This window comes from Shewanella frigidimarina, assembly GCF_003797125.1.
Lineage (GTDB): Bacteria > Pseudomonadota > Gammaproteobacteria > Enterobacterales > Shewanellaceae > Shewanella > Shewanella frigidimarina.
Window position 1 is genome coordinate 890,211 of sequence record NZ_RKKE01000002.1, and the last position, 16,073, is coordinate 906,283.

Consider the following 16,073-nt stretch of genomic DNA (forward strand, 5'->3'; position numbering starts at 1 on the left):
AATATTGATTTACTACTACCATTAATTCGTTATTAACACTGATTTACTACTAACAGTGATTTGCTATTAACATAGATTTGAGGTTTACATGATTAAATATTTCGCCATTGTACTAACGCTCATCACGGCCTCGTTTAGCACATTTGCTACGCCATTTGTTGCAGGCAAACATTACACCCAAATATCTAACAACATGGTTCCGAGTGAACCTAAAGTCACTGAATTTTTCTCGTTCTATTGCCATAACTGTTTCAATATGGAAAGCCAGTACTTACCTGAAATCAAGGCGGGTTTAGACAAAAAAATCACCTTCGACAGTAAACATGTCGACTTTATGAATAGCGACTTAGGTACAGAAGTCATGCGCGCATTAGCGGTTATTCATGAATTAGATAATAAAGAAGCGCTAAAAATAGCCATGTTTGGCGCAATCCAGGGCAAAGATAATACTGGCGGGCACGACCACGCTGCCGCAGGACATGAACACAAATCACAAATTAATAACCGTGATGATATTAAAAATGTTTTTGCTCAGTTTGGTGTTGATGCAAAGCAATATGACACGGTAGCAGACAGTGCAGACACCAATAAAAAGTTAACCATGTGGCGTCAACAGCAAGTAACGTATGCAGTGCAAAGTGTACCGGCATTTATTGTTAACGATAAATACGCCATCAATTTAAATGAAATGCGCAGTTTGGACGATATCATTGGGGTCATTAACTACTTAGCATTAAAACAGTAGTGTTGCCAACCGATACAAAAATGGCTATCCACTGGATAGCCATTTTTTTATCTCTATTGCTTAACTTGCAGTGGTATAAATTGCATAACTTAATCGCGGTAAGGTCACCGTTAACTCTGCTGATGCGGCCTGTGTGGCATCTTCAATTGATGGCACGACAACATCTGGCCATGTGGTCATTAAGCGATAACGCTTACCCTCTTGAGTGACATTAATCGTCTGCGCTTGCTCACCGCTATTAAACACCATCAAAAATTCTGCCCCTGTTTCAGGGTCTACCCTAGCGAATGCAAACATGTCTTTGTCTGCTTGGTAAAAGCGGTCTTGATATTGACCACGACGCAAAATAGGATATTGCTTACGCAGTTCACTCAGTTGCGCTATTGCTTGATACAAAGGGTGTTTAGGGTCAAAATTATCATCTGCGGTCGTCGCTTTTGTGCCCAGTAAAATGTTGTCATTGTAGCTAGCAACGTGAGATACAAACATATCCTCTCGTGCGTCAATGTCATTACCATCACCCGTAAACCCTTGCTCATCACCATAATAAATCACAGGAATACCACGAGATAAAAACATAAACGCATGAGACAAAATACTGCGTTGCAATTTATCGGCTGAGCTCACATCAGGATAGGCTTGATTGATAAAATAACCAGTGCGTCCCATGTCATGATTACCTAAAAAAGTCATCAATAAATCAGCCTGGCTGTCGTCATCTTGATATAACGAATCTTGGGCAAATAATTGCTGGGCTAATACAGGACTCTTGCCGCGATAAAAAATATCTGCCGCAGTTTGTTGAAACGCAAAGTCCAATACCGAAGGTAACTTGCCTTGGGTGGTAAAAACACTGAGGTTGTTAGGGTTGGTATCGTACACTTCACCAAACACATGAAACTGAGGAATGCCTTGCGCCTTGGCAAAGTTAACGATTTCAGGGCTAAACGTTTGCCAAAATGACAAGTCCACATGTTTAACTGTGTCGATCCTAAATCCATCTGGCTTAAATTCTTTAATCAGATTTTGGTAAATATCAACCATGCCAGATACCACTTCAGGATCTGCGGTATTAAGATCATCTAAGCCACTAAAGTCGCCATTTAACGAGCTTTCACCTTTAAATGTGCTATCACCTTGATTGTGATAAAAACGTGGGTCATTTAACCAATCAGGCACTTTTACTCTCGCTTGATCTTGAGGCACAAACGGCGTGTAACTGTCGCCCTTTTCCACTTGAGCTAACGACTTGTATTCGCAATGGGTTTGCGGCGCAATAAACTCACCCGACGCTTGATGACACTCTTGATACTTGATGACATCGGCAGTGTGGTTAGTAATAATATCAAAAAAGACTTTTATACCGCGTTGATGTGCAGAGTCTATAAGCTGCTTTAAGTCTGCGTTAGAGCCAAAATGCGGGTCTATTTCGGTAAAGTCGACAATCCAATAACCATGATGCGCAATGCCATCTGATTGAATGGCTTTATTTCGCAATAATGGCGTCATCCAAATCGCGGTAATACCAAGGTTTTGTAGATAATCTAACTTTTGTTCAATACCTAAAATATCACCACCATGAAAACCGCGACTGCTGCTAGTATCAAAACCACCAGCTGAAATGGGCTTGGTTGCTGAGCCGTTGTCATTACTGCTATCGCCGTTATAAAAACGGTCTGGCAATACAAAATAGAAAATATCGTCCCGAACATCACGATGTAAGTAATCTTGGTATATATCAGCTTGTACGCTTGGTTGTGGCAAAGGCTGAACGGCCGACGCTACCACTTCTGTTTCTGCCTGCTGACATCCACTTAACACCAATGCTGCACTCAATAGTGCCCATGTTGTCTTGTTCATATTGTCTTAGAATCCTTTAATTGAATGGCATCGATAAATGCTCGGGTATTGATCAAACATGTTGTCGTAATGTTTAAGGTAACTCATGTCCTTTAGCGCTGACATACAATGCATACCAGTGCTCACGGCTTAACGAGACGTTAGTGGCTTTTGCACAAGCCTTAATACGCTCTAGGTTGGTAGTGCCAATAACAGGTTGAATTTGGCTAGGATGCTGCATTAACCAACTTAATAACACGGCTTCTGGGCTAGTGTGATATTCAGCGGCTAACGTAGCAACAAGCTGGCTGGTTTGCTGCACGGCTGTAGACTGTTCCGTTGTTGCGATGCCACTGTAAATCCCTTGGCATAAGCTGCCCCACGCCTGAATTTGTATATTATGTTGATTGCAGTACTCGAGCGTACCAGGGGTAAAGTTAATGTCTTTACCGTCTTGATTACCCGCATAAACGGTTTCGTCTACCCATGCGTGTTTTTGCAGACTCATTTCAATTTGGTTTACCACTAATGGCTCTCCAAGCATACGCTGCAGCGCGCTAATTTGATGTTGCTGCATATTCGAAACACCCAGAAAACGTACCTTACCAGCAGATTGCAGCTGTTGAAATGTTTCGGCAATTTCTGCTGGTCGCATTAACGGATCGGGGCGATGAAGCACTAATACATCAAGGTATTCGGCATTGAGTTGCTTAAGGCTGTTATCAACAGAATACTTAATCCACTCTGCTGATAAGTCGTAACGCTTAGGGCCCTTGCAGTCTTCAAATCGAATACCGCACTTGGTTTGCAGGTACATTTTTTCACGCAACTCAGGGCGCTGAGCCAATACTTTGCCAAAAACTGATTCAGCTTTACCAAAAGTATAAATATCTGCGTGATCAAAATAGTTTATTTGGTTATCCAGCGCAGTATCAATGACCTCATGGGCTTGCTGAATATCCGCTTGAGTAATGGCATTGTTATTCCAACCGCCACCCAGCCCCATACAGCCATAAACGATAGGGCTAACGTTTGGTAAAAATTCTGTTAAGGGTAAACCCGTCATATTGATGCTCTTTTTATAATGGTAATGAATATGAGTGTATTGGATCCTGCATAAAAATGAACCGTAAAAACCAAAATCATTATTTGGTATATCTACCAATAACAGATTACAGTTCTCTATAAAATATTATTGATGGTTATAATCATGAGCCGTGAACACAAAAAATTTGAGCGATTATTCTTATTCAGCGAAGTCGCCAAACAACTTAGCTTTACCGAAGCGGCTGCCTCATTAGGGATATCGAGAGGATATTTATCTGAACAGATTAGGCAACTCGAAAAAGAAGTAGGCCGGCCATTACTCATACGCACAACACGCAGTGTAAGGTTAACGCCACAAGGTGAGATGATTTTATCGAGCATGGGACAAGTAAAAGCCGACTTACTCATGCTAGACAAAAGAATTCGTCACGACAACGACGATATCTCAGGGCGGATAAGCATTACAGCGCCTAGCCAACTAACTCAACGACATTTGCTTAATATTTGCCATGAGTTTACTCAATTACATCCGCAGGTACATTTTAGTATTGATTGCAGCTATACCCTGCACGACTTAACCCGTAACGATTTTGATCTCGCATTTAGGGCTACCGCAACACCACCGCAAAACATGGTCGCTAAAAAGCTATTTGATTATCAGCAAATCTGTTGTGCGGCCCCAGCTTATCTTCAACAACACGGCACACCTGATTCGATTGAGGATTTGCACCATCACCAATGCTTAACCGCAACAGAACAAACACACTGGACCTTCAATGCTCAGCCGATATTAATCAATAGCTGCTTGAGTGTTAACGATAATCATATGCTTAAACAGTTGGCATTATTGGGTCGAGGGATTATTGTCGGGCCAGAGTATTTAGTCGATAAAGAAATACAAGCAGGCACATTACAAGCCATCTTAACCACAGAAACCATGAACGCATCGACCGCCTATTTAATTCACCCTCAGTTGGTACAGCAATCAGCAAGGCTAAGCAGTTTTATTCAGTTTACGTTAAATTGGTTTCAGCAATTGAATGCCCAATAACGAGTCGATTTGAACTAAGCCACTCTACTGATGACAATGCCGATTTGCGAGTAAACCGTTAAGGTTATAGTTAATTAAAAAAATCCCGAAGATGTAAAAGAGCCAATAAACAATGAACCACAATAAAGCCAATAAACCCCTGAGCAAACACAATATGATAACTGCGCCATGCTAAAGCATTACTAGGGCCTGCTATGTACCAACCAGCTCCGCTAACCACTACTAGCAGCAACAAAATAACCCCAACGCCTTCAATGACACTGATTAAGCCTTTACCCCCAGAGTGTGGCAATTGACCGTGCACTAACCCTCGCACATCTGCAAGCAATGGCGTTAATTCAAAGGTAAGCCAAGGAAAAAACTGACGCCACTGCCCGGCCGCACACACTTTATAAGCAAACATCAATGCTAACAGTGCAGTAAACAAGCCACCATAAACATGAAATACATCCCAAACACTGGCGCGATGACTTAATTGACGTCCAATGAATATCCATGGGCTGGTGCAAATTAATAACAACGACATAAATATCATCAATGGATGCAATACTGCCTCAATACGCTGCCATAACAGCTTTAATGCCATTAATTAAGCCTCTATTATTTGCTGAGCAAACTCATCAACTTTCTGCCAATCGGTAAACTCTACTTTGGTATTAGGGTCTGTCGGCCCTTTGGTTAGCCACATAATAAACCGAATAATATTCCGGTCCATAGCACCATAACCTTGGTAATCTAAATTACCGCCAAACACCTGTAATAACTTGGGCTGCCAAGGGCTTTGACTTAAAAACTGTTGCATATAGCTGTTAGTTTGCGGCGTATTCTTATTGGGTTTGCGCGCCACTAAACTCACCGAGAAAAAACCACTGGGTTTATTGTCCAATTCCGCACGATGATCTTCAATAAATTGATACAGGGCTGGGCGATGTTTGCCATGACGAATGCTGGCCCCAATGTACACTTTATCAAATAGGGCCAAATCGGGAGCTTCCGCTAAGGGTGCTACCGTGACCAGTTGATCTTGCTCAATCAGTTGACGCTGTAAATATTCACATATTTTTTGAGTGTAACCATGGACACTTGAATGGATCAGTAAAATTTGGCTCATGCTGACCTCGAATAAAATCATTTAAAAGTAATACAGTATCTTAGACCACTGGCGCGAAAATTTACATGAAACAGATCACGTCATCATCATCCATAATTACCGCAGTATGAACTACCGTAATGCAATGTGAACTACCGCGCAAAAAAAGACCCTAGCCATAAATGGCTAGGGTCTATTGAGCTTTACAGCAATTTACAACGACTGTAAAAAGGCGATAACTTGATCACGCTCTGTTTGAGTTAAGGCCATAAAGTCTTGCTTAGACGTTTTAGATTCTCCGTCATGCCACAAAATGGCTTCTTCCAAGGTTGCTGCGCGGCCGTCATGTAAAAATCCGGCTTGTGGATTAACCGTTTGGGTTAAGCCTATGCCCCACAATGGTCGAGTACGCCATTCGTTACCGTCGGCTAAAAAGTCTGGACGACCATCTGCCAGTCCTTCACCCATATCGTGCAACAACAGGTCACTAAATGGATAAATAGTTTGGCCTTTTAAGCTTTCGCTCATCGGTAATCCGCCAATATCACCTGAAGTTTTGGTCACAAACGACGGCGTATGACAACTGCTGCAATTGAGTTGCTCAAATAACCGAGCGCCTTCACGCACTGCAGTTTTATCAACATTACGTCTGGCTGGCACCGCTAATGTTTCGGCATAAAATACCACTGAGTCACTGAACTCTGCGCTCGCCTCAGGCGCGCCATTAACATCTTCACCAGTATCAACAAACCCAGTTCGTGTTAAATATGAATCATGTAAACTGGTGCCAACAATACTTTCATCAGGAAATAACGAGTTAGTAATACCAATATCACCACGTAATGCACCTAACGATTGTACCCGCACACTTGGAGTGTTGGCTTTCCAACCAAAGCGACCTAAAGACACGGGTGTACTGTCACCATTTTGTGCTTTTATGGCATCAAATACCCAATTAGCCCGTCCAGAAACATCATCTTTATTGCTGTCATCAGCATCAACATTGGCGAGAATACTTGCCTCAGGTATTGCTTCTAGCAACCCTAAACCAAACACAGGCATGCCGTTACGCCAACCCATTAACACATCATCTTGTAATAGATTTGAAGTTATATTGGCACTTTGTTTGGTTTCGCCTGGTGCATCATATGGATTTTCGACCGCAAAAATCGGCTTCTTCAAACTAATGGTACGTCCATCTGCATACACTTCATCATGGCGCTCATAAGACAAATACACATCGGCTTGACCAACAAATGCATTGTCTTGCCAATCAGGGCGCGCTTTTAACACTCCGCGATGAAATAGCTGGTCACCAAAATCTGGCACTTTAATCGGCGCACAGTAATTATTATCTGCAGTTCCTACAGTACAAGGTTCAGCAGGAGCTTTGCTGATACGTAAGAAAATACCCGCTGCCGAACCCAGTTTTACCCGAGTTTCATCTGCGGCCAAAAAGGGAGTGGAATTTCGACCATCGCGTTGATGGCAAGAATTACAGTCAGCGTTATTAAATACAGGGCCTAAACCATCAAGCTCAGGGTGTTGATCATTCGGCGCTGTAGTAAACGAGACTTCAAAGTTGGTATCACCTCGTAAATGTAACGCGAGTTCATCTGCCGTTAAATTTAACGATGGCGTTGAAAAGCCATGGCCAGAGTTACTGGCATCGAATGTCGTGGTGTCACCACCTAAAGCAACAATTGAGGTATAGCTAGGATAAGTCACTACCGGATCAATGGGATCTGGCGAGGTTTCATAATCGCCGCTGCCACCACAAGCACTAAGGCTAAGCCCCAGTAATGCTACAAACCAATAAGGTTGTCGTAATAATTTGTTCATCTTTGTCTCACACATTCACACTGAAATTGAGTTTATGTAGCAGTAATGCGACCTTGTTATGAGTTGAGTCTCTATTTTTTTGGTCACACTTACCCTCTCAATAAGGTCGTTCCATGGCCTTATTGAGACGGTAACAGCTAAATTACGAGTTCCAATCAGATAATAAAGGCAGCACATCTGACTGCAGCGTCGTTTGTAACTTTGTTAATGCATCCACGGCGACTTGGGTTCTAGCACGGCCATCAGCATCGAGAATCGCTTGGCGGAACGGCATGCTAGTACTACCCGAAATGGCTTGGATTTTTAAAATGGCATCATCAATTTCGCTGGCGACACGCGTAGCTAAAGTCGCATCAGCTGCTGTTACAAAATCAATTAAGCCTTGCTTATCGGCACCACCCGTAAACTCACCTTGATAAACGTTACGCACACCAATGATGTTATTTGAAAAGTCGGTTAGTGAGTTCCACGAATACTGCGACTCCACCTTAGAGGTGTCTGCCGTAGTTAATGACTCTCCGAATGGATCGGCAATTTTACCGTTACCCACTTCATCGACAATACCAATCATGCCGTTGATCAATTCTTCAATAACCGCCAACTGAGAAGAGTAAATAGTGTTAGTTGCATCGCCAGGAGTTTTAAGCAACTCGGCATAAGGTTTGGCGTTAGCATCTTGTGGGTTATGGCTCACTTGCCAAGCATCGTCTAATTGAGTGGTGTAATCGCGGAACACTTCCGCTAAGGCGATTAAATACTCACGTTCTTTGGTGCTAAGATCTGCAATCAACTTTGTGTTGCTGTTAACACCATCGCCAAACAACAGATATTCCATTGTATGAAAACCTTGAACGTCATCATTCCAACCTTTAATGGTGTCGGCATCAAAACCATTACTGTTGGCTAACTGGGTTTGTAAATCTGTGGTGTTTAACGGCCAGCTGTCTAAATGCGGGTCGATACTCAATGAGTCGACTGGGCCAAAGATATGCGACTCCCCTTGTTCCCAAGGTTGACGAGCCGACTTCCACGCATTTTGTGCAGCCACTAAATCGGCTTGTACCGTTGAAGTAAGTAAGGTTTGGGTTGCCAATAATAAGGCATCACCTTTTGCCGCTAAATCAGCATAACCAGCCACAATCACATCATCGGTTAAGTTAGTGATCATTTCTGTCGCGACAAAACTAAAACCGGTTGTAGGTGTAGTTGGGGTTGTCGGGGTGCTAGTGTCATCCGAGCCTGAACCGCCACACGCGGATAATGTTGCCACTAGTGCTAGTGAGATTGCAGTGTAGTTAAAACGCATAATAAAACTCCATGTAAAAAATAAGTCAAAAAAGAGGTCAAAAAATTAAATTCGCTTATAGCGAGAACTGATATCCCACACCTAAAGCAAAGAAATTGGTGTCAGGAATACTGGCAACAGCCACTTGATGAAGACCACCTTCGGCTTTAATCACAATCTCAGGTATCGGGAAATAGTTAATACCTACACTGCTCCAAGTATTTTCATAACGCTTGGTTGCGGTGCCCGTTTCAACGGCCATAAGTGGATTGGAATAATCGATATTGGCAAACACGGTCATCGGAATATCAAACCATTCATCAAGTTTGACGCCCGCCTCGACAAAGAACGACTGCGACTCTGAACCCAGTTGGGCAAAATTACCTGGACGTAAACCTGGGGTGGTTTTGTTAGCCTGGGTAATAGCGTCAGCATTGTCTAACGAGCCATATAAATATTGACCGCGGAGGATCCATGGACCTTCAACAAAGGCTCCGGCAACAGACACAATGCTAAGAGCACCATCAACATCGAGTTTGTTACTCTTATGGCGATTACCACTGGTATTACCGTAGTAATAAGCCACGCCGACTGCACTGCCGGTTTTGAAATTGCCATAATCAATACGACCAGCAAATGCTAGGTCGTCAGCATTCACTTCTTCAAAGCGTTTTTGATGGCCTGATGCCACCCAATCATAAGTGCGGAAATACTCAGAGTTTAACCCACTGACAACTTGTGCCTGATAATGAAAATCGGCAATTTCCCCGTAAACACCAATACCGTTTTCGTTCCAAACAGTCGGCATCATCGCAGCTTCACTCTTGTGACGTTGCACTGTTAGATATTGATTAGGTTTGTGTAACATGCTCGATAAGCCAATAGGCAAGTGAATGTTACCGAATTTCACCCCAAAGGCTTTTGATGGACGGTAACGAATTTCTGCTTTTTCAACCACCACTTCGCCACCCGCTTCAACTTCGGATTCAAACTCACCAAATTCATCAAAGCCGTCATATTCTAGTGAGGTGCCAGTGCCACCGTGCTCATACTCAATTTCAACTTCCATACTCCAATCATCAGTGAACTGATAACCAAACTCGGTCACAATCCGCTCTAAATCAGTACGACTACGTCGCTCTGCGGATGTATCTTGTACGTTATCGAAATATTCATCACTGGTGTAAACAGCGCTGCCATATGAGTTAAAGCTAAAACGGCTTAAACGGTCTTGCGCTTTAGTGGTTTGTTGCACCACAGTGTCAACTTGAGTCGCCACTTGTTTGTTTTGCTGCTGTTGTTGTTTTTGCTCGGCGGCCAATGTGGCAAGCTGCTGTTTTAATATCGTAATTTCAGCTTCTTGCTTGGCAATGGCTTTGGCTAATGTTTCAGTATTCGTTGCAGCTTGAGCATTAGGTATTACGCTCAAACCCAATACACTTGCCACAGATACTGCCAACAAGGTTAACTTTCTATTCATCTGTTTCTCCGACACGTCACGTTAATGCTCCCTCTAAAAACGCAACAACCATATAATAATTGATAACGATTCGCATTATAATTTACATTAAGATTAGCAATTTAATTTACACTAAATTACATTTCACTTAACAAACCGTTTTATGTCACTATGGAAAACAACAATCTAAAAACTTCCTATAAACCGAGTATTTTCAATGCCAAACAGCAGTGATACGGCCTTATTCAGTGGTAAATCCGCCTTTATTGAACGCACTAACCCACAACATCTGCTGCTATGGATGACTTTTGTAATGTCCATGGTGTTTGCGGTTTGGCAGGCTTTGTTAAATAACTTTGTTATTGAACGCGCCGCATTCACGGGCGCTGAAATTGGAATGCTGCAGAGTTTAAGAGAGGTACCTGGTTTTTTAGCTTTTACCGCGGTATTTGTATTGCTGCTGATCAAAGAGCAAACCTTTGCCTTAACATCCTTGGCACTATTGTGCATTGGAGTGGGGATAACCGGCTGGTTTCCTGATGTCATCGGGTTGTATTTAACAACGATACTCATGTCGATTGGGTTTCATTATTTTGAAACAATAAATCAATCGCTTACGTTACAGTGGGTAGATAAAGCCGATGCACCTGGCTTTATGGGCAAAGCGTTAGCGTGGCGCTCCGCTGCGGCACTTGTCGGTTATGGCTCAATTTGGTTAATTATGAGTTGGCTGAGTCTGGACTACATCTGGATGTATAGCATTATTGGCGGATGTGGATTAGTTATGGTGTTCATTATGGCAGTGTATTATCCTCGTTTTGCCATAGGCTCTATTCAACACAAACACTTAATACTGAGAAAACGCTACTGGCTTTATTACTTGCTAACCTTTTTCTCTGGAGCGCGCAGGCAAATTTTTATGGTGTTTGCTGGCTTCATGATGGTTGAAAAATTTGGCTATTCGGTGTCTGAAATCACCGCTTTATTCTTAATTAACTATGTCGTTAACTTACTCTTTGCCCCTACCATTGGTCGCTTTATTGGAAAAATGGGTGAACGTAACGCATTAATTATCGAATACGTTGGCTTAGTGATTATTTTTAGTAGTTACGCTTATGTCAGCGACGCCAATATTGCGGCTGGACTGTATGTGATTGATCACCTGCTTTTTGCTATGGCGATTGCGATGAAAACCTATTTTCAAAAAATTGCTGATAAACAAGATATTGCATCAACCATGTCGGTCAGCTTTACCATTAACCATATTGCTGCGGTAATTATCCCTGTTTTATTAGGCATTTTATGGCTCAGTTCGCCTAAAGCAGTATTCTTCATAGGCACTGGATTTGCCATATGTTCACTCGCACTAGCGTTCAATGTGCCGCGTCATCCAGAGCCTGGTAAAGAAGCTCTATGGTCACCGTTAATGACAAAACGCTAAACGATTTAGCACAGATGTCATACCATACAAACATGGTGCAAGTGTAATGCAAAAAGGGGGTACTGATGACTGATATTGATGTGACGACAACGCAAGATGACAATACTCAAGTGTCCGCGCGCAAAAAAACCTTATTACTTGGGCGCATTATCGGTTTAGCCAGCGAAGAGGATTATCGTCCTTCAACAGCATCCGTTGCAGAGCGTGCAGAATACCGTCAACGCAAGCAACTCAGCCAGTATCAGACCAACCTTGAAAGCATTTTTGCATTAGCCATTAATTACACGCCATCTGATGTAACAGGTGTCGAATTAGACCCTGATTGGCGTTACCAATTTTTTCAAATGGCTGAGCAAATTCATAACCGTAAGATGCAAGATTTGTGGGCCAGAATTTTAGCCAGTGAAATTGTCAATCCAGGTAACTTTAGCCTGCGGACTTTAGCGGTATTACTGCAACTGACGTTTCGAGAAGCACTGATATTTGAAAAAGCCTTAGGTATGTCGGTTAAAATCAATACCGAGCCCAGATTTAAATTACTCAGTAGTTATCGTATTAACGGCGGGATGAAACAATATTTTCGTAAGCATACTCAAACAAACTTCGGCCTGTCTCAATTCGGCTTACCTTATTCGAGCATTTTAACCTTAGTTGATGCGGGGATTTTACATAAAAGCGAGTTTGAAACCGGACTCTTAAACAGTAATGAACATATTCAGTTAACCATGTGTAATGCCACTTTGTTGCTAAAACCTAAACATCAGCACTTATTATTTACTTATTATCGATTTACCACTGTAGGCGATGAGTTGTGCCAACTAATACAGGCAAAAAGTGATGATGAATTTATCAATGCCGTTAAAACCATGTTGGCCAAAGACTTTATGGTTAACAGTTAATCTTTTTGTAAAGGTGTGCATACTTTGCTTTGTGTTCGCTAAACAAAAATTGACGCAATATTTCACGAGACTCACCTTCTGCACTAATTTTTGCTGCCATGACCCCGTTTTCAGTTCGTACCGGTTCAAACACCATATCGAGATGCACACCATTAGGTAAAATAAGCTGTGTTAAGCGTGGCACTTTGGCGTTAAGTTCTTGCGGTACTTTAATAGTCATGCCTGAACTCGATAAAGAGAGTACCTCAACAAATTTAGCCGTATCGTTATCAATGACTTTTATGTTTTTGACATTATTGAGCCGCCAGCTACGTTCACCGCCGCGCATATCAATGACTTCAGGAATGCCCAACTCTGGCAAAAATTGCCCAAGCTCATCTTGCTTTAAGGTTAATGGAAACCATAAACGGTAATAACTAATTTCAGCTAATAGGGTTAATTTGGCATTCCCCAAAATATGAGCAAGCACTTGGGGTATTTCGGTCGCAACACTTAATGAATGTCTCGATAAAGTATTATCGGTACTGTCATCTTCCGGCGAGAATACACCGCTAAAATAAGCGAGCTCTTCATCAGATAAAGTAGACATAATCTAGCCTTTTTTTACACACTAACACGATCTCCATACTAACACCTTAGTATGATGGCGAACAAACTTTAACCAAATGCAGCCATTCATTATGATATAAAAGTCTTATTAATTAACAAAAAATACATCACAAAGAATAGGCTTGAGATGATTATCTATACTCACACCTAAATGAAAAAAGACGAACTCAGTTCGTCTTTTTAAGGCTAATACAATCTAATCATTATCGATCGTGTTCAGCTTCTATCTGCATGGCTTTTTTAAATGATGCATGGCTCATTAGCTGTTGATAGTACTTCGCAATATTAGGATACTTGTCAAACTCACCATTTTGGCCAACAAGCTCTGCAATAAACGACATCATAATATCTGCACCGCTAAGACGGTTACCGACTAAATATGACTTACCGTCTAAACGGTCATTAACATAGCTGATGACTTTTGCCGTTTCTGCATCGGCATATCCACCGATAAAGCGAGTTTCTGCACCATCCATTTTAACAAAGATTTTCAGTAATAATGGCAAAGCAGCCGAGCTTTCAGCAAAATGCATCCATTGTAAGTAATCGATATAATCTGCTGTGCCTATTGCTGGCATCAGTTTATCAGCGCCATAGGTTTGAATTAAATACTCGGTAATCGCGCCCGACTCAGCAATGGTATAACCGCTCGCTTCTAATACTGGTGATTTACCTAATGGATGAACCGCTTTTAACGATTCTGGCGCTAAAAATGTGGTTGCATCACGCTGATACGCAACCAGCTCATAGTCCACTCCCAATTCTTCTAATAACCAAATTATGCGTTTTGAACGTGATTTATTTAAATGATGTAGTTTAATCATTAAGCCATCCTGGTACTGTTAGTGAGTAAAAAAACAAACCCAATCAACAACTCACTGGGTTTGCTTTTATCAATCAACTTATTCTGTTATTTCGAGTTAACGTTAAGTGCAACCACTTAACCAAGCAGCTTATTAGCTTAATAAAGCTAACATTTTCTCAGCCACTAGCTCAGACGATGCAGGGTTTTGACCGGTAACGAGTTTACCGTCAACTACCGCATACGGATGCCAGTCGTCACCCTTAGAGTAGGTTGCACCATTTTGCTGTAGCATATCTTCAACCAAAAACGGTACAACGTTAGTTAACTGTACTGCTTCTTCTTCACCATTAGTAAAACCAGTGACATTTTTACCCGCAACAAGTGGGGTTCCGTCTGGCTTTTTAGGGTACTTAAGTGCAGCTGGTGCATGACATACTAAACCTAAAAGTTTATCTGTTTTGTAGCACTGCTCAATTAACGCAATAGAGTCTTTATCATTAGTTAAATCCCATAATGGACCATGACCGCCTGGATAAAATACCGCATCATAATCTGCTACATTAACTGATGCCAAAGTATGAGTATTGGCTAGTAACGCCTGCGCTGTAGCATCGGTGGCAAAACGGCGTGTTGAGTCAGTTTGAAAATCAGCTTCATCACTTTTCGGATCTAATGGTGGTAAACCACCTTTCGGTGAAGCCAAAACAACCTCAACACCTTTATCAGTAAATGTGTAGTATGGCGCCGCTAATTCTTCCAACCAAAAACCGGTTTTCTCGCCTGTGTCGCCTAATTTATCGTGTGACGTTAATACCATTAATACTTTCATGATGATTCCTTAAATACTGTTTGTTTAACTGTAATCAATTAGATTACAGAGGATTGTTTACTTTAATCACAACCTTGCCGAAATTTTCGCCCTTTAGTAGCCCAATAAAGGCTGCGGCCATATTTTCAAGACCATCGACAATTTGTTCACGATATTGAATCTTACCTTCACCAAGCCATTGGCCCATATCTTTGGCAAACTCTGGATAGCGGTCACCATAATCGTCAAAAATAATAAAGCCTTGCATCTTAATGCGCTTAACCAGCAAAGTGCCCATCAGTAATGACAAACGATCAGGACCATCAGGTAACGAAGTCGCGTTATACTGCGAAATTAATCCACACACTGGCACTCGAGCACCGGTATTTAATAACGGTAAAACCGCATCAAACACTTTGCCGCCAACGTTTTCAAAATACACATCAATGCCGTTATCACAATGGGCTGTCAGTTGCTGCGCAAAATCAGCCGCTTTATGGTCAATACATTCATCAAAGCCTAATACTTCTTTTGCGTAGCGACATTTATCTTCACCACCAGCAATACCAACAACTCGACAACCTTTCAACTTAGCAATTTGGCCAACCGTTGCGCCAACAGGCCCAGTAGCCGCGGCAACCACAATGGTTTCGCCCGCTTTAGGCACGCCAATATCTAATAATCCCATATAGGCAGTAAAACCTGGCATGCCCATAATACCCAACGCATAAGAAGGATGGCTTGGGTTATCGCCCAATTTCATCAGCCCTTCACCATTGGATACTACGTAATCTTGCCAGCCACCAAATGATAATACCCACTCACCCACTTTGTAGTCAGGATGATTAGACACTTCCACTTGAGATACCGATGCGCCCACCATCACATCATCAATAGCAACAGGATCAGCATATGATTTAGCGTCATTCATACGGCCACGCATGTAAGGATCAAGTGATAAATACACTGCGCGCAATAACACCTCACCTTCAGCTGGTACAGGTTTGTTGACGGTTTCTAAGCGAAAATTATTAGCAACTGGCTCACCTTGAGGGCGGCTAGCGAGTACTATACGACGGTTTTGAGTGTTCATCTTGTGTCCTTTAAATAACATAGGCACCATACAATGGTGCTGGAGAAGACAATATGACCT

15 protein-coding genes are annotated in these 16,073 nt (G+C 42.1%); 4 read left to right on the top strand and 11 right to left on the bottom strand.

Annotated features, from left to right (window positions below; genetic code table 11):
• The first annotated feature begins 88 nt into the window (after window positions 1-88).
• Window positions 89-745: a thiol:disulfide interchange protein DsbA/DsbL gene (locus tag EGC86_RS08830; protein WP_011636296.1), complete on the top strand. Its 657-nt coding sequence runs from the start codon at window positions 89-91 to the stop codon at window positions 743-745.
• Between the two features lie 60 nt (window positions 746-805).
• On the opposite strand, the gene EGC86_RS08835 is transcribed toward EGC86_RS08830, so the two are convergent.
• Window positions 806-2,605: an alpha-amylase family glycosyl hydrolase gene (locus EGC86_RS08835; protein ID WP_123777271.1), complete on the bottom strand. Its 1,800-nt coding sequence runs from the start codon at window positions 2,603-2,605 to the stop codon at window positions 806-808.
• A 73-nt stretch (window positions 2,606-2,678) separates the two neighbouring features.
• Window positions 2,679-3,650: an aldo/keto reductase gene (locus EGC86_RS08840; RefSeq protein WP_123777272.1), complete on the bottom strand. Its 972-nt coding sequence runs from the start codon at window positions 3,648-3,650 to the stop codon at window positions 2,679-2,681.
• Window positions 3,651-3,794: 144 nt separating this feature from the next.
• On the opposite strand from EGC86_RS08840, the gene EGC86_RS08845 reads away from it, so the two are divergent.
• Entirely contained in the window at window positions 3,795-4,682 is an 888-nt protein-coding gene (locus EGC86_RS08845; protein WP_041412794.1) for a LysR family transcriptional regulator, read from the top strand.
• Between the two features lie 70 nt (window positions 4,683-4,752).
• Here the strand turns inward: EGC86_RS08845 and EGC86_RS08850 are convergent, their stop codons facing one another.
• The 5 genes from EGC86_RS08850 to EGC86_RS08870 all read right to left on the bottom strand — a co-directional run bounded on the left by EGC86_RS08850 (window position 4,753) and on the right by EGC86_RS08870 (window position 10,379).
• Entirely contained in the window at window positions 4,753-5,268 is a 516-nt protein-coding gene (locus EGC86_RS08850; RefSeq protein ID WP_123777273.1) for a cytochrome b/b6 domain-containing protein, read from the bottom strand.
• 3 nt (window positions 5,269-5,271) lie between these two features.
• On the bottom strand, window positions 5,272-5,793 hold the full coding sequence (gene hemG / locus EGC86_RS08855) for a menaquinone-dependent protoporphyrinogen IX dehydrogenase (protein ID WP_123777274.1): 522 nt from the start codon (window positions 5,791-5,793) through the stop codon (window positions 5,272-5,274).
• A 192-nt stretch (window positions 5,794-5,985) separates the two neighbouring features.
• Window positions 5,986-7,614 carry a di-heme oxidoredictase family protein gene (locus EGC86_RS08860; RefSeq protein ID WP_123777275.1) on the bottom strand — a complete coding sequence of 543 codons (1,629 nt, stop codon included), beginning with the start codon at window positions 7,612-7,614 and terminating at the stop codon, window positions 5,986-5,988.
• A 142-nt stretch (window positions 7,615-7,756) separates the two neighbouring features.
• On the bottom strand, window positions 7,757-8,920 hold the full coding sequence (locus tag EGC86_RS08865; RefSeq protein ID WP_011636289.1) for an imelysin family protein: 1,164 nt from the start codon (window positions 8,918-8,920) through the stop codon (window positions 7,757-7,759).
• A 55-nt stretch (window positions 8,921-8,975) separates the two neighbouring features.
• Window positions 8,976-10,379 (bottom strand): porin family protein, encoded by a 1,404-nt coding sequence (locus tag EGC86_RS08870; protein WP_102037412.1) that lies wholly within the window; start codon window positions 10,377-10,379, stop codon window positions 8,976-8,978.
• Between the two features lie 280 nt (window positions 10,380-10,659).
• On the opposite strand from EGC86_RS08870, the gene EGC86_RS08875 reads away from it, so the two are divergent.
• Entirely contained in the window at window positions 10,660-11,799 is a 1,140-nt protein-coding gene (locus EGC86_RS08875) for an MFS transporter (RefSeq protein ID WP_425376025.1), read from the top strand.
• Window positions 11,800-11,864: 65 nt separating this feature from the next.
• Window positions 11,865-12,698 carry a TIGR03899 family protein gene (locus tag EGC86_RS08880; protein ID WP_123777277.1) on the top strand — a complete coding sequence of 278 codons (834 nt, stop codon included), beginning with the start codon at window positions 11,865-11,867 and terminating at the stop codon, window positions 12,696-12,698.
• Here the strand turns inward: EGC86_RS08880 and EGC86_RS08885 are convergent.
• The 4 genes from EGC86_RS08885 to EGC86_RS08900 form a co-directional block, all read right to left on the bottom strand.
• On the bottom strand, window positions 12,688-13,287 hold the full coding sequence (locus EGC86_RS08885; protein WP_011636285.1) for a hypothetical protein: 600 nt from the start codon (window positions 13,285-13,287) through the stop codon (window positions 12,688-12,690). The two genes, EGC86_RS08880 and EGC86_RS08885, sit on opposite strands and share 11 nt — an antisense overlap.
• Window positions 13,288-13,510: 223 nt before the next feature.
• Entirely contained in the window at window positions 13,511-14,131 is a 621-nt protein-coding gene (locus EGC86_RS08890; protein ID WP_011636284.1) for a glutathione S-transferase family protein, read from the bottom strand.
• 132 nt (window positions 14,132-14,263) lie between these two features.
• Window positions 14,264-14,941 (bottom strand): type 1 glutamine amidotransferase domain-containing protein, encoded by a 678-nt coding sequence (locus tag EGC86_RS08895; RefSeq protein ID WP_123777278.1) that lies wholly within the window; start codon window positions 14,939-14,941, stop codon window positions 14,264-14,266.
• 43 nt (window positions 14,942-14,984) lie between these two features.
• Window positions 14,985-16,013, bottom strand: coding sequence for an NADP-dependent oxidoreductase (locus EGC86_RS08900; protein WP_123777279.1), 1,029 nt, complete (start codon window positions 16,011-16,013; stop codon window positions 14,985-14,987).
• Window positions 16,014-16,073 lie beyond the last annotated feature (60 nt).